The organism is Bdellovibrio sp. NC01 (assembly GCF_006874625.1).
In the GTDB taxonomy this organism is placed as follows: domain Bacteria; phylum Bdellovibrionota; class Bdellovibrionia; order Bdellovibrionales; family Bdellovibrionaceae; genus Bdellovibrio.
Genome location: NZ_CP030034.1, coordinates 1,914,813 through 1,928,557, shown reverse-complemented (window position 1 = coordinate 1,928,557; position 13,745 = coordinate 1,914,813). Strand labels below are relative to the sequence as shown.

The window sequence follows — 13,745 nt, the reverse complement described above, 5'->3', positions numbered from 1 at the left end:
AAATCTATGACCGTGTCTCAGAGTGAGAAAAACGTTAAACCGAAATAATTTAGTGTCTACTAAAGTCCTAAAATGCGTCGCCGATAAGCTCTATGTCTTAAGACGATTAACCAGCTTAAGATTAGTCAACTGGGGGTCCTGTGGCTGACAAAAAGTTTGAAAAGCAAATTCCAAATAACGTCATTTCTCTTGAGTCGTCAAAATGCTGCGGTGAAGGCTGCAAAAAGAAATCTGAAAGAGCCGGCTTCTGCGCTGAGCACTTCGATTGGTTCAAAGCCGGTCTTATCACTAAAGAAGGCATGAAGGCGCCAGATTTCGATAAAAAGTATTACTACTACGTGGCAGCGAAAAAAGCCGCTTAGTTTTCGTTCCTATTTAGATTTCTACCGTTTAAAGCCAGGTTTTCCCACCTGGCTTTTTTATTTTTAAAGATGGCCGTAGAAAGCTACGAAGATAGCCAGGCCAAAGATGAAATATTTTATTCCTACAGAGAAAGCTTCGCGCAATGCCATAGCTTCCTATCGGCCCCCGCCTCTGCTAACATGAGTCCGGTCCAGGTCAAATGTGGGAGTCACGATGAAAAAAGCAGCATTAATCACAGGAGCTAGCAGCGGTATCGGTGCCGCAACAGCCATTGAGTTCGCAAAAAACGGTTACTTCGTTTACCTGATGGGACGTGATAAAGAACGTCTTGCTGAAGTTGCGATCCAATGCCGTAGTGGTGCCTCAATCATGTCTTGCGATATCACAGATACGAAAGCTGTCGACAAACGCTTGAACGAAATGCTGACAACTAAAATTCATAAAATCGAAGTGATCGTGAACAACGCTGGCATCTTTGATCGCCACACGACTGAAGAAGGCACTGACGATATTTGGTTGAAAGAATTCAACGTCAACTTATTGGGCCCCGTACGTATCACACGCGCCTTTTTCCCTTATTTTAAAGAAAACGGTGGCGGCTCTATCGTCAATGTTTCTTCAACATTAGGGCTAAGACCTCAAGGACCGACATCGGCTTACTCGGCCGTGAAAGCGGCGATGGTGAATTGGACTTCAAGTCTTGCCATCGAAGGTGGCGCACATAAAATTCGCGCGAACTGCGTATGCCCTGGTATCGTCGAAACACCTATTCACGGCGGTGGTTCGATGGAGCATATGAACTCATTCCAGCCATTGGGTCGTGTGGGCCAACCGCATGACATCGCAAAGGCAATTTACTTCTTGGGTTCTGAACAATCCAGTTGGACCACAGGGGCGATTCTTGCCGTCGATGGCGGAATCAATCTGCTATGATTCTGACTCTTAAACAAAACTTCAGCAGTGCTCACCTTTACTATCAGCCGCAATGGAGTGATGAGGAAAACCTTAAGCACTTTGGCAGATGTTTTACCGAGCATGGACATGGTCATAATTACACTCTAGAGGTCGGCTTCCACATAGCGGATGAGGACCTTCAAGTGAAGGGCGAGCAATATAAAGCACTCCTGCAAAACTTATGTAACAAACTTGATCATGAGCACTTGAACTTTGTGATTCCAGAGTTTAAAACGACGATCCCAACGACTGAGAATATCGCTCTTTATTTCCTTAAAAAGCTTAAAGAGACTCTTTCGGAAAAAGACCTTCATCATATTCGACTTTATGAAATGAAGGACCTGTGGACGGAGATCCGCTTATGAGCGAAGAAAAAGTAAGACTTTCGAAATTGATGGCGGAGCGAGGCATTTGCTCACGTCGTGAAGCTGACGACTATATCGCTCGCGGCTTGGTTCTAGTGAACGGTGAAAAAATCGATCAATTGGGTACGAAAGTGGATCCGAACGTTAAGATCACTTTGGAAGCCCAAGCTTTAAAGCAACAAAAACGCCTGGCGACGATTATTTTAAATAAGCCTGTGGGTTATGTGTCTGCACAACCGGAGCCTCAATACACGCCGGCTATTCGCCTTTTAACGCCAGATAATCAGTTTGGCGAATCGAAGCAACGCCTGACGCCTGATCACCTTAAAGGAATCGCGGTCGCCGGTCGTTTAGATATCGACTCGCAAGGTTTGTTGTTGTTCACACAAGATGGTCGCATCGCTAAAAAAATCATCGGTGAAGATTCTAAAATCGAAAAAGAATATATCGTACGCGTGCAAGGCCAACTTGCACCCAACGGCTTAAAGCTTCTCAATCACGGTTTGTCTTTGGATGGCAAGGCATTGAAGCCTGCAAAAGTTGAATGGATCAATGAAGACCAACTTCGCTTCATTCTGCAAGAAGGTAAAAAACGTCAAATCCGTCGCATGTGCGAACTTGTGGGTTTGAAAGTAACGGGCCTAAAACGCGTGCGTGTTGGAAAGCTTCGTCTTGGTAAATTACCTGAAGGCAAATGGCGCTTCCTTGAAGACGACGAAACTCTGGATTAGGATTTATTATGAGCGATCAACGTTTGACTGACTTAGAAATCAAAATCACTCATCAAGATTTACTTCTTGAAGAGCTCAACACGGTTATCTATCAACAACAAACTCGCATGGATCTGCTTGAAAAAACGATCAAAGATCTGGTCAAGAAAATGAGTTCCAACGAAGACGGACCACAAATTGGCCCGCACAATGAAAAGCCGCCGCACTACTAGGCGGCTTTTTTTTATTAGTGCACACTTACTTTTAATTGCCCGCTGATATTCACGTTTTCAATCGACAATGACCCCATAGAAGCACCACTACCAACACGGACGGCACCAATCACGATGCGATCGAAGTGTGATGGCAATTGCGATACCCCAATGACCTCTCCGTTTTGAGATACCATCACTGACAAAGAGCCGTTTCTTTCCCCCATGATGGAAATATCTTCGAAACTTACCCCGAAAGATTTGCTTAAAATCTGTAAGCTCGAAAAAAGTTCTTCGCCAGTGATGGCTTGGCCTGTTGCCGCTTTGTTTTGTAATAAACTAATCAATCCTGCTGCAAGATCCGTCTGTGCATAGACTGAAGACATTTCGCTTTCACTCAACGCCTGCATACGCGCCAGAGCCTGCGTGCTTGTTAAAAACATAAAAGCCGAAACTAGAAATGTGATGATCGAACGCATGTTATGTCCTTTCGAAATATGAAACGTTTTTACCAGCAAATTAAAATTTCGCTCTGAAAATCTAAAATCCACCGGGGAGGTTTGTGAAAATACCTGAGATGATTAACACTTCGTCTTTTGTTCTCAGGAAGTGAACTTGCGGATGTTCGTTCTTATTTCGCTTTCAATTAAACATCACAGCTTGATGCTGCCCCAAAAATTGGGCATGACCATCCCATGCGTTGTGCAACTCTTCTTTTCACATTACTCCTTCCCTTCGTAAGTCAGGCTGAATGCACGCCCAGCGCGAACTCGTGCGAATTCTATCAATGCACGCCCAGCGCGAACTCGTGCGAATTCTATCGCTGTCAGGAAGAACGCCAACACTGTGGCCCTAAGGGCTACTGGCAAAATTTCGGTTACCCTTACTGTGTGAAGTTTCTGAAAGACCAAGCCTTATTCACTCCCGATTCACAACGTTGGCTGACCGATGTACGCGAGTGTTTGCAGGTTCGTGTTGGCGAAGTCGTAAACAATCTTGCTTGTGATAAGATCGAAAAAGAAGCTTTAGATAGCCACGTTTCTTGTTACGTCGATACGGGCTTCTGCCAACTCAAGAACGCTGAAAAGTGGAAGATCTATTGGTATCTTAAGGGCTCCCTTCGTCATCCTCGTACGTGGTATGAGGCGGCCCTTTTGACTTCAGCGTGCACTCCACGCGTCCGACCGACTCCCCCTTAGTTTGTTTAAGTTTTGATCGCTGCCTGCGCTTTCCGTCGTTATGTGATCCTAAATATTCTGAAATCAAAATAACTTAACACTGAACCCAGTCTTTTTGGGTCCAAGCTTTGCTTCACCTCCTGCGGATTCAAAATCAGGAGATTTTTTATGAGAAAGTTCATGTACGTTCTAGCGGCGGCAATGGTGTCTTTTAATGTCGCGCAAGCTGCGGAAGTAAGCCTTTGGGGTATCTCCCAAACTAATGCGGCACTTATCACTGAAAGCCTTATTGAAAAAGCCAGCTCAGACTCTTCCATCAAAGTCGATACGTCGGTTTATACAATCACGAAAGTAACTCGTGAAGACAGCAGCAGCCGTATTGAGTGTAAACGCCTATGGTTCGGCGGCACACCACCACAATACGACTGTTCAATCACTAATAAGTAATTCGAATTCTAGCTGCAGGAGTTTTTCATGAGCGTTTTTAAACTTTGGCTTAAAGCTGCTATCGTTCTTTCGGCATTTGCCGGAGGCGTCGCTCATGCAAAAACTTTCTGTAGCATGACTTTGAATTCATCAGATGAAATTGAAACCTTCCGCAAAAATCTTGCCGGTAAAGGCTTCGATTTCGTCGAACTGGTTCCAGATTCGAAAGACCCATTGTGGTTTAAAAAATCTTGCGACAGCGGCATTCAGTGCGATGTTCTTTTGATCTCGGGACACTTTGGAGGATTGTTCTTTGGCGAAGGCACATCGACAACCATCGGAATTGCCGAAATGGAGCAAGCAAGTTGCAACAATTCGTGCCCGGGAATTTTGAAAAATCCTAAAGAAGTTTTTTTGATGGGTTGTAACACCCTTGCCACACAAACCAAGGATCACCGCACCGTTGAACAATATCTAAACGTTCTTATCGAAGACGGTATTCCTTTAGATTTTGCTGAACAAGTTGCGGCCTCTCGCTATAGCCAACAAGGCTTCAGCTTAGAAAAACGTTTTGCAGCGATCTTTAATAACTCAAGCAAACTTTACGGTTTTGCCAGCACGGGTCCTCTTGGCGCTTCGGCGGCTCCCCGTTTGCGCAGTTACTTAAACAAGGTTTCTTCTTACAGCGCACACTTGGATCAATTAACGACGGCTCCAAATACTATGTTACAAAGCGCGTTCGCTGATACGAACTTCCGTGAAACAGTTCCCTCTAAAGTTTTAGACGCGGATTCGCGTGGTCTATTCTGCGCTCTTCGCAGTGACAGTATCGATACGAAGTCAGCGGCTTTACAACGAGTGGTTCAAGAAAACAAAGTCGTTACGTTCTTTGATTCTATCGCCAATAACGTACAAGGCTTGAAGGACGGATTACTACAATCCATGAACAATAGCGCGACGACTCTTCGTCAAAGTCTGACGCAAACTCTGGCGAAGATTTCTGCAAACAACAAAAACCTGATCACGATTCAACACGAAGTTTTGCAGGTATCACGCGCTGTTGGTTTAATGGATTCAGAAACGAAATTGTTCAAGGTCGCACAGCTTTTAAAACAAGCTTATGCACAAGATTTGAATTACTCTAAAGTCAGCCAGATCTGCGGCATCTTAAAACAAGAACCGGAACTTCAAAATCTGGATGCAAAAAGCATTGAGTCGCTTTCGAAAATTTCGCCGTACTTCATGTTGACGTTGGGTTGTTATCCAACTTTAGCCAAAGAGACGAAGTGGTTCTTGTTTGAGAAAATCTATTACCCAAATGCTCCGTTTGAGCGCACGTTGGCGTTGCAGATTTTAAAACCGCACTGGACTCAAGACGATCTTTCGTGGGTTTCAGCAGCACTCGGCTCTAATGATCCTGATTTAAAAATGCGCATTTATTTAAGCGCACGTAAATTATTGTATCCGTCACGCAATGCCATCTTGGGCGGCACGGCCTTATCGCGTTGTATTTTGCAAAGTGAAAATGAAGGCGGACAGTCGTTGGGCACAAACTGGGGTTGCTTAACTGATAACAATGCCGAATTGACGGTGGATGTGTGCGATCATTTCGCATCACTGAATCCCGATCCAGAAAATTCAGACGACATGCGCTGGTATTGTTGGAGTAAAACCAAACAGCGTATGCTAGAGCAACGCCCTGAATGTTATGCGCTTGCGAACTCGATGGGTATTCGTGGCAATCAAATGAAACAAGTTTGGAACTGCGGCCACAGATAATAATTGCGAATTAAGTTTTAACCGAGTTTCCCATACGACCTGCGGGTGCTAAGAAATCCAATCGCAGGTTTTCGTAATATTGAATCTCTTCATCGGTAAAGCCCGCTTTACCGCGCAGAACGCGATTGATGGGCTCAACTCTTTTTGGCAGGCGGGTGCGCAATGAATCCATGCGCTCTGGGAAATCAACTGCCGGATCAATCTTTGAAGTTTTGCAGATCTCGCGATACCAGCGTGAACCGAAATCAACATGACCGATCTCTTCAAAGTTAATTTGTTTTACAATTTTTTGGATGGTTTCTTTACCCGACGTGCCTTCAAGGCGACGAATCAATGTATCACCCGCATCTAGACCACTGCCTTCTAAATAGCGATGTACGATCAAGATACGATCTAACAAAGTGTCTTCAGGAGCGACGGCTCGCCACAAAGCCGCATGCACGGGCCACTGTCCCCATTTAAATCCTAAAGCATCAATCCCCTCAAGGCACATGCGCAGATGTTCAGCTTCAGAAATCGTAACCGCAGCCAATTCCTCTTTAAAGCCTTGAGGTGCATCGGGAAACTCCACCAGAGTACGAATGCCTAATTCCATAGCTTGCAGTTCAATACTGGCAAGATCATGAAGCATGCGCGCCTGACCTTCAGGCGTAACGAAACCCTTCTTGGGTGGATGGAATTTTGGATGCAGCAAGTCAATATCGCGAGTCGGGTCTTCAGGGCATGTATACGGAGACTTTAATTTAAAGGCCTCCTCACAAGATTCCTGAATACGTTCAATTTTTTCCCAAACATCGGCGATTTCGAAAGCAAACATGCCAGCTTTTTACATGGAGCTCTTGCACTTGCCAAATATTAACTGATTTGATTTCATAGAGAGCATGGGAAAATCATGGAAAAACGCAGGTAAAGTAGAGAAAGCCCAACAGAAGGGTCAAATTTTCACAAAGCTAGCGCGCGAGATTCAAGTCGCAGCTAAAGCTGGTGGACCTGACCCCGCGGCGAATGCTCGTCTTCGCATGGCGATTGATGCAGCAAAAAAAGAATCTTGCCCGAACGATACGATTGATCGCGCTATCAAAAAAGGTGCAGGTCTTCTTGATGACGGTAAGGTTATTGAAGAGTTGATGTACGAAGGCTACGGCCCTCACGGTGTTGGTGTGATCGTTGAATGTCAAACAGACAACAAACACAGAACAGCTCCAGACATGCGTCACGCTTTCAAATCGCACGAAGGCAACATGGGTGAAACGGGTTCCGTGGCATGGATGTTTGATCACGTGGGTTTGATCGAGGCGACAAAAGCTGGTTCATTCGATCCAGATGAGGAAGCTATCGAAGCCGGTGCAAACGAAGTTTCTAAAAACGATGATGGCTCTTACGAGTTCTTCACAAATTCTAGTGACCTTGATGCCGTTCGTGATGCTCTAACTAAACGTGGTTGGAAAGTAGAGAAAGCAGAACTTTCTTATAAAGCGAAAAACATCACTGAGCTGAATGATGATCAACGTAAAGACGTCGAAGAGTTTTTGAACTACCTAGACGACATGGACGACACTCACAGAGTGCATGCGACAATTTAACTTAACCAAAGGGCTTCTTACGAAGCCCTTTTTACTTTCTAAAATCTATTTTTTCTTCTCAGCTTTTTTAGCGTTGCAAGCAGCAACAACATCAGAACCGACAGTCACACCGGCCACTGATTGACCGGCAAGCACGGGTTGCACGCAGTCTTTATAAAGACCTTTTTTCTCTTTGTGCTCACCCTTTACAAAACCCGCTGACTCGCACGCCTTTTTGATTTCCTGGCATGGATGATTTTTCTCTCCACCTTGTGCGAACGCTGATACCGAACCCAACACGATCATTGTAGCGATAAGACTTTTCATAAAGTCCCCCTTTGTTGAATTCAGGCTATCGCAGGGGCATTAAAGTCCGATGAGATTGGAATTAATCTTTGTTAATTTCGGATTGCAGCCAGTATGAATTCTTGAATCAGATCGAGATTGTTAGTCGAGCTAACATCGTCAATTAGAATATAAAAAAGTAGAGGACATGAATCCTCTACTTTTCCTTACTTGCATCGCACCTGAATTCTTTCGCTAGATCTCAAAACTATTTGCGAAAACTAGATGAATCGGAACTACGATTGGCATCTCTGCCAGTCATACTGTCTCGAGATGTTTTGTCATCTAGAGGTTTTGTCGCGCCCGTTTTATTGAGATCTTTTTCTGGAGCGTTGGATGATACTTTGTCTTTATTAAACTGTCCGGATTGGTTTTGCATATTTTTGTCTGCCATAACTGCCTCCTAAGCAATGCACCTATTCGAGGTACATCTTTATTTTACTCTTTGGCAGACACATATCACAGCCCTTGCAGGATGTTCGCACCTAGACGAGATGGGGCCTTGGTCACTTTTGTTGCCGAAATTTATTTTGTTTTAAAGTGTGCTTGATAATCGCCCATCGCTTGTCTGATTATCTTGATCGCTTCCGGTTTATCTTTAAAACCTTCAACCGAAACCTTTTTGTTCTCAAGACCTTTATAGATTTCAAAAAAATTCTGAATCTCTTTAAGCGTATGCGGAGCCAAATCACTGATCGAATGAACTTCCGCCATTTCAGGATCATCCGCATGAACCGAGATAATTTTGTCATCGATTTCGTCTTGATCGAACATGCGCATATAACCAATGGGGCGCGCTTGCATAATAGACAACGGATACACATCGGCTTGGCCAAAAACTAAAATATCGAGTGGGTCTTTGTCATCGGAATAGGTGCGCGGAATAAATCCATAGTTTGCCGGATAATGAACAGAGCTATAAAGAACACGGTCGACCTTCAACAAGCCCGACTCTTTATCCAGTTCAAATTTAGTTTTGGAAAATCGCGGGATCTCGATGATGGCGTTCACAACTTCAGGTGCATTCTTTCCAAGCTCAATATCGTGCCAAGCATTCATGGGATCTCCTTGTGAAATATTATGAATAAAGATGCCGAGAAGTGTTTTCTGCTATGGCACTTAAATTCCACGAATAACTACAGAAAATGGCATCACCCTTATTATCGGTTAAGAGGCGAACGTCCGACAACCAAGTGCTTCGCAATTTGTCGCGACCTTCAATCGTTACAATCGTTTGGGAGCGGTTCATATTTTGTGTGGTCTTTATTAATTTCGCCATCACTGTCGGACCATCAACTGCCAGGTTTTCAGCTTTCGATCCAACAAACTCATTCATTTTCAAATTAATAGAATCAGGTAAGCGCGAGGCTGCAACGAGGATCTTTTGATTTAAATCCATAATGGCCGAGCCGCCACGGTCCGTGTTTTTATATTGTGCGCTCATTAACTCGCTTTTTTCAAAAGCCGTCAGATGCTCTGAAAGATTTTCGACAATTTTTAGAAATCGATAACGAGGACTTGGCGAATCAGTCACTTCGATAACTGTTTCTTTAGCAAAGAAGGCCGATCCATCCTTACGCATACGCCAGCGGAAGCGATAACCACCGCAACTGACCTTTTCGTCGAACGCATGAAAAATAATTTTTTCATTTAAGGCCACAATTTCTTGAGCAAGAAAACCGAACAGTTTTTCCGCAAGGCTGTTCCACAGCCCCACTTGACCGTTTTTATCGGCGAGATAAATGGCGTAATTTTTATTCGTCAGAATGTCTTTAAATAGAGTGGATACATTAACTTTCATCACGAAAATGTATCTATGGACATCTACACGTAGTCAAATTAGCCCGCACTCATTTCACGAATTTAAGAAATATCAACAGCAGATGCGGCGTAAGACTTTGGCAATTTTCTTCATCTCTTTAGATTCTTCAGCAGACTGGCGCTTAACTAAATATAACTTCCGTTTCGTTTCTGCTGACTTAAATTCCTTTATTTTTACAAGATGAAGATCTTCACGAACGAATTTATTTTCCTGATCCGCGACAAAATCCGCCATATACAAAGCAGCTTGGCCACTTCTTAATAAATTCAAACCAATCGCGAAGCTTGCAACAAAGTGTTCCGCACGACGAGGAATTTCCAGTGGAAAACCATCGCGATTGCGATAACCCAATGGATTATCGGGATATTCCGATAACGGCACTGCGAACGGCAATTCTTGCGCGGGTGTTGCGCGATACAGATCCTTACGTGCATAAGTCGCAAACGTCACTTCACCCAACTCAAGATATTCTAACTCCGGTCGTGGAGCTGGCACGAAAGCGACTCCGAAGTGGATATCGCCAGAAAGAATTTTTCCTTCGATTTCGCCTAAGTCTAATTCGTAAATACGCAAAGACTCTTTCAACTCTTTGGCGATTTCCCCCGAACACGTCGAACCCACGACGGAAGACATTCCCAAACTAATGGCACCTAGTTCAGTAACTTTGCCCATTTTAATTTCATTGGCGATTTTCAAAATCTCTTGGGCTTTTTGATAGAACCACTTGCCTTCAGGTGTGATTTCTAAGCCACGTCCTTGAGGTCGGAATAATTTTAAGCTGGTTTCAGCTTCAAGTGATGAAATGGCTTTCGACAAGCCACTGTGCGAGATACCTAAAAGTTGAGAGGCCTTTGTCAGGCTTCCCGTTTCTGCAATCACCGTAAAATAGCGTAAGCGTTCCGTTTCCATACTGGAACAGGTTATTGCGTATATTTCTCTTTTATTCAACTAAAGATTTGCGTAAAAAATGGTTCAAAGGCGCGATTCGAAACAGCCTTCTACAAAGGAATAATCATGAAAATATTAAAACTTTTAGCGCTTGGATTGCTTGTCTTCGCTTCAGGGCAAGCTTTTGCGACACCGGTTATTTGTGGCATCGACACTGAAAGCTGTCCAGAACAAGCCCCCTATGCTTGTTACGAAATTACGTGGAATAACTCAGACATCTTCTGTTCTGAAAAAAACATTTCTAAACCCGCAACCACGACACCAAAGGTAACTGATCCACGCATCGAAGCTCGATTTGTCTGTCAAATTAATCGCGACAAATGCCCGAATGAAGCAGAGCCTTACTTCTGCACGGGTTACGGCTGGGTTGGACCCGGCATGGATCATTGCTCCGCCACAGGTAGCGACGGCCACTTCAATCGCTAAAATGAGTTCTCTAAAGGGCTGATGCCTTCATCTTTATCAAGATCGTCGGTTTCAACCCTTTGCCCTTTCATGACGTCTTTTAGGGACGTATCCTTTAAAGTCTCTAGGATTTCAGGGGACGTCTCGATTCCGGTGCCATTTACACCAATATGCTGAGGGGAACTGGCGGAGTTGCCAATACCCATAGGTCCGCCCTCCTCGATTTTATTTTTGTCCATACGACCTCCTGCTCTTATTTTATCCCGACATTAAAGAATGAGCCCAAATATGCAGACCTACACGGGACTTGGCGCGGGTTTCTTACTAAAACACCTTACAATCCTTTCAGAATTAATTTTGAATTGATTCATTTTACCGTGGATATGCTACAAGCTTCCGATATTCAGGAGAATTCATGAAAAAACTTATCGCCGCATTGATTGTATTAGGTTCAACAACTCCAGCCTTCGCAAAAGACAGCACGTGGAAGTTATGCACGGGCGACGCTACCGTCTTCGATGATCCCGCAAAATTAGCGGTGAACGTTTATGAGCACCGAAATGCAACAGGCGATGGCCGTGACACTGAATTCACATTGATCTTTGGGGGTTGGGTTTTACGCGGCACTTTGGATACTTCTGACAGCGATACTGGCACAGTTCACTTGCAAGACTCTAAATACACTGAGGGTGTTTATGACGGCACAATCGGTGTGAACTACGACAAAGACACTGTGACTTTAAAAGGTGTTCTTGATCTTGGCGAAAAAACAAATATCAACGCCACTTTGAAATGTAAGACTTTGGGTAATTAGTTCTTAACTGACTCTGACAAAGCTTTGGGTTCACTTGAGCCCGAAGCTGAAGCAGTCAGCGAAGCACGAACCTTCTCTAGCAATTGCCCCAGTTTGTTTTTACCAGAGCGATCTCCGCAATCTCCCCAATAACAATCGTTCTTCGTGTGCTCGTAAAGTTTTGCAGATCCCGTTGATAACAACAAGGCTTTCAATTCCGGATAGCGTGTGAATTTGTCTATCACGGCTTTTTCCATGAACATATCTTTTGTCGCATCCCAATCCGCACGTTTGGGAACAAATTGATCGCGACCGCGATTCGCGGCTTCCATCGGTGATGGTGCCGATTGAACCCAAAAGATCAAATCAGGTTTATCATACTTATGTGCCTGATAGTAATGCTCACTCGTCGCCCACCACTGCCCGTCGACAAATACTGGAAACAGGGCAAAATTCGAAAACTCACCGTAAGCATCTTTTGTAGAATAGAAATCAAGAATCGGATTTTTGTAAGGAATTGGCTCAGTCTTGGGAAAATGTTCGTAGTGAGTTGCTGTCGGCGCCTTGTGCACACAAGAAGCCAATAACAGAAACAAAAATCCCCAAAGCAGTTTCATACTAGCGTTTAGTTTTTAAAAGGTAATCAAAAGCCATCGCGTAGTTTTTGATTTGTTTAAGCATGGAGTGCAAACCGTTCGCACGACTTGGCGAAAGATTACCTTCGAAGCCCAAAGCTTTCAAAAACTCTGGCGGTGTCGCTAAAACTTCAGCGGGTGCACCACCCGAATAGACTGACAACAACAACGCCACAAGACCTTTAACGATCAGCGCATCGCTATCGCCTTGGATAATCATCTGACCTTGATCGTTCAAAGAAGCATGCAACCATACTTGCGACTGGCAACCTTTAACCGCGTTCGCTTCGGTTTTTAAAGACTCTGGCATTTCTGGCAAAGCTTTACCCATCTCGATGATTTTTTTGTAGCGATCTTCCCAATCTGTATAGGCAGAAAAGTCAGCGATGATTTTGTTTTGGCGTTCTTGAATACTCATTTATTTGCGTTCGCTTTCAATGCTGCAGGCATTTGCGGAAGAATTTCAAACAGTTCTTCCTCTAACGACTGCCCGGTTTCACCAATTAGCTCGTGGAAGGCTTTTTTATCCAAATTCGACACAATCTCAAAGGACTTTTTATAAAATCCTTCCTGGTCGTCGTAATAGCCATTCCAAAGCTCTTTAGCTTTAGCTTCAGTCATAAACATCGACTTCTTTTCAGCCGCAGTGCCGTCATAACGATTATGATAATCAAGAAGCGTCATCACCTGACGTGGAGAAAAATCAAGCATCGCCAAAGCTTCTTCAAGCAAAGCAAGTTCGACATACCAAAGATAACTACTAAGTTTTTCCCAAAACTCTTCGCCTTTTTTGCCGTAAGAACTTTTACAGAAGAAAGTCGTGCACACAACACCGCGATTGCGCCACACATTGCAGTTTTGATTTTGCTTATTGTAGTACGGACACAACCAATCTTCGCGCTGACCAAATTCATGCTCTTCACGATTATTGAAGCCTACCTGATATTTTACCGGCGCCACCATTCCGATCGGCAAGGCGTATTCACGACGAGCGATTTTGCCGCGGAAAACTTCATGAGCTTGTGTTGATGAGCTTTCGTTAAATAAAGCCCCGACCATGTAATTAGGAAGAAAGGGATGGAAAGTACAGCACTTCAAATCTTCGCGATAATGGATCTTTTCTTGATTGCGAGGACGCGCCATCGCACAGGTATCGCAAGTCGCTTTCGTTTCCTGCGGAGAGAACTCAAGGATCTCTCGCGGCAGAAGATTTTGATAAATAAGCGGAAGTTGGTACTTTAAATTCAT

General features: G+C 44.1%; 22 protein-coding genes. 11 read left to right on the top strand and 11 right to left on the bottom strand.

Features of this window, described 5'->3' with window-relative positions; all coding sequences use genetic code 11:
- Positions 1-140: 140 nt before the first annotated feature.
- From DOE51_RS09315 to DOE51_RS09295, 5 genes are all read left to right on the top strand, one after another.
- On the top strand, positions 141-362 hold the full coding sequence (locus DOE51_RS09315) for a hypothetical protein (protein ID WP_142696257.1): 222 nt from the start codon (positions 141-143) through the stop codon (positions 360-362).
- 214 nt (positions 363-576) lie between these two features.
- Positions 577-1,296, top strand: coding sequence for an SDR family NAD(P)-dependent oxidoreductase (locus DOE51_RS09310; RefSeq protein WP_142696256.1), 720 nt, complete (start codon positions 577-579; stop codon positions 1,294-1,296).
- Positions 1,293-1,682 carry a 6-carboxytetrahydropterin synthase gene (locus DOE51_RS09305; RefSeq protein WP_142696255.1) on the top strand — a complete coding sequence of 130 codons (390 nt, stop codon included), beginning with the start codon at positions 1,293-1,295 and terminating at the stop codon, positions 1,680-1,682. Before DOE51_RS09310 ends, DOE51_RS09305 begins: the two co-directional genes overlap by 4 nt.
- The gene (locus DOE51_RS09300) at positions 1,679-2,413 is read left to right on the top strand and encodes a pseudouridine synthase (protein WP_142696254.1); all 735 of its coding nucleotides are present in this window, start codon (positions 1,679-1,681) and stop codon (positions 2,411-2,413) included. The genes DOE51_RS09305 and DOE51_RS09300 overlap by 4 nt, the downstream gene beginning before the upstream one ends.
- An 8-nt stretch (positions 2,414-2,421) precedes the next feature.
- Complete coding sequence (locus DOE51_RS09295) at positions 2,422-2,625, top strand: SlyX family protein (protein WP_142696253.1); 204 nt, start codon at positions 2,422-2,424, stop codon at positions 2,623-2,625.
- Between the two features lie 14 nt (positions 2,626-2,639).
- On the opposite strand, the gene DOE51_RS09290 is transcribed toward DOE51_RS09295, so the two are convergent.
- Entirely contained in the window at positions 2,640-3,083 is a 444-nt protein-coding gene (locus DOE51_RS09290) for a hypothetical protein (RefSeq protein WP_142696252.1), read from the bottom strand.
- A gap of 411 nt (positions 3,084-3,494) precedes the next feature.
- Here DOE51_RS09290 and DOE51_RS09285 point away from each other — a divergent pair, with 411 nt between their 5' ends.
- The 3 genes from DOE51_RS09285 (at position 3,495) to DOE51_RS09275 (ending at position 5,987) form a co-directional block, all read left to right on the top strand.
- A complete protein-coding gene (locus tag DOE51_RS09285) occupies positions 3,495-3,803 on the top strand; it encodes a hypothetical protein (protein WP_142696251.1) in 309 nt (102 codons plus the stop codon).
- A 147-nt stretch (positions 3,804-3,950) separates the two neighbouring features.
- On the top strand, positions 3,951-4,229 hold the full coding sequence (locus DOE51_RS09280) for a hypothetical protein (protein ID WP_142696250.1): 279 nt from the start codon (positions 3,951-3,953) through the stop codon (positions 4,227-4,229).
- A gap of 27 nt (positions 4,230-4,256) precedes the next feature.
- Positions 4,257-5,987, top strand: coding sequence for a hypothetical protein (locus DOE51_RS09275; RefSeq protein ID WP_142696249.1), 1,731 nt, complete (start codon positions 4,257-4,259; stop codon positions 5,985-5,987).
- Between the two features lie 10 nt (positions 5,988-5,997).
- Here DOE51_RS09275 and DOE51_RS09270 read toward each other — a convergent pair whose 3' ends face one another.
- Positions 5,998-6,804 carry a DUF455 family protein gene (locus DOE51_RS09270; protein ID WP_142696248.1) on the bottom strand — a complete coding sequence of 269 codons (807 nt, stop codon included), beginning with the start codon at positions 6,802-6,804 and terminating at the stop codon, positions 5,998-6,000.
- A gap of 64 nt (positions 6,805-6,868) precedes the next feature.
- On the opposite strand from DOE51_RS09270, the gene DOE51_RS09265 reads away from it, so the two are divergent.
- Positions 6,869-7,570 carry a YebC/PmpR family DNA-binding transcriptional regulator gene (locus tag DOE51_RS09265; protein WP_142696246.1) on the top strand — a complete coding sequence of 234 codons (702 nt, stop codon included), beginning with the start codon at positions 6,869-6,871 and terminating at the stop codon, positions 7,568-7,570.
- A gap of 45 nt (positions 7,571-7,615) precedes the next feature.
- On the opposite strand, the gene DOE51_RS09260 is transcribed toward DOE51_RS09265, so the two are convergent.
- The 5 genes from DOE51_RS09260 to DOE51_RS09240 form a co-directional block, all read right to left on the bottom strand.
- The gene (locus DOE51_RS09260; RefSeq protein ID WP_142696245.1) at positions 7,616-7,876 is read right to left on the bottom strand and encodes a hypothetical protein; all 261 of its coding nucleotides are present in this window, start codon (positions 7,874-7,876) and stop codon (positions 7,616-7,618) included.
- 226 nt (positions 7,877-8,102) lie between these two features.
- A complete protein-coding gene (locus DOE51_RS09255) occupies positions 8,103-8,288 on the bottom strand; it encodes a hypothetical protein (protein ID WP_142696244.1) in 186 nt (61 codons plus the stop codon).
- A 131-nt stretch (positions 8,289-8,419) separates the two neighbouring features.
- Positions 8,420-8,953: an inorganic diphosphatase gene (locus DOE51_RS09250; RefSeq protein ID WP_142696243.1), complete on the bottom strand. Its 534-nt coding sequence runs from the start codon at positions 8,951-8,953 to the stop codon at positions 8,420-8,422.
- A 19-nt stretch (positions 8,954-8,972) separates the two neighbouring features.
- The gene (locus DOE51_RS09245) at positions 8,973-9,695 is read right to left on the bottom strand and encodes a PAS domain S-box protein (RefSeq protein WP_142696242.1); all 723 of its coding nucleotides are present in this window, start codon (positions 9,693-9,695) and stop codon (positions 8,973-8,975) included.
- 72 nt (positions 9,696-9,767) lie between these two features.
- Positions 9,768-10,625, bottom strand: coding sequence for a LysR family transcriptional regulator (locus DOE51_RS09240; protein WP_142696241.1), 858 nt, complete (start codon positions 10,623-10,625; stop codon positions 9,768-9,770).
- 105 nt (positions 10,626-10,730) lie between these two features.
- On the opposite strand from DOE51_RS09240, the gene DOE51_RS09235 reads away from it, so the two are divergent.
- Positions 10,731-11,090 (top strand): hypothetical protein, encoded by a 360-nt coding sequence (locus tag DOE51_RS09235; protein WP_142696240.1) that lies wholly within the window; start codon positions 10,731-10,733, stop codon positions 11,088-11,090.
- Here DOE51_RS09235 and DOE51_RS09230 read toward each other — a convergent pair.
- Entirely contained in the window at positions 11,087-11,308 is a 222-nt protein-coding gene (locus DOE51_RS09230; RefSeq protein ID WP_142696239.1) for a hypothetical protein, read from the bottom strand. The two genes, DOE51_RS09235 and DOE51_RS09230, sit on opposite strands and share 4 nt — an antisense overlap.
- A gap of 176 nt (positions 11,309-11,484) precedes the next feature.
- On the opposite strand from DOE51_RS09230, the gene DOE51_RS09225 reads away from it, so the two are divergent.
- Complete coding sequence (locus tag DOE51_RS09225; protein WP_142696238.1) at positions 11,485-11,883, top strand: hypothetical protein; 399 nt, start codon at positions 11,485-11,487, stop codon at positions 11,881-11,883.
- Here the strand turns inward: DOE51_RS09225 and DOE51_RS09220 are convergent.
- Genes DOE51_RS09220 through DOE51_RS09210 form a run of 3 tightly spaced genes read right to left on the bottom strand, consistent with a single transcriptional unit; the run spans position 11,880 to position 13,745 of the window.
- Positions 11,880-12,479 carry an NADAR family protein gene (locus DOE51_RS09220; RefSeq protein WP_142696237.1) on the bottom strand — a complete coding sequence of 200 codons (600 nt, stop codon included), beginning with the start codon at positions 12,477-12,479 and terminating at the stop codon, positions 11,880-11,882. The genes DOE51_RS09225 and DOE51_RS09220 overlap by 4 nt on opposite strands.
- 1 nt (position 12,480) lies before the next feature.
- Positions 12,481-12,915 carry a SufE family protein gene (locus DOE51_RS09215; protein WP_142696236.1) on the bottom strand — a complete coding sequence of 145 codons (435 nt, stop codon included), beginning with the start codon at positions 12,913-12,915 and terminating at the stop codon, positions 12,481-12,483.
- Positions 12,912-13,745, bottom strand: coding sequence for a hypothetical protein (locus tag DOE51_RS09210; protein WP_142696235.1), 834 nt, complete (start codon positions 13,743-13,745; stop codon positions 12,912-12,914). The genes DOE51_RS09215 and DOE51_RS09210 overlap by 4 nt, the downstream gene beginning before the upstream one ends.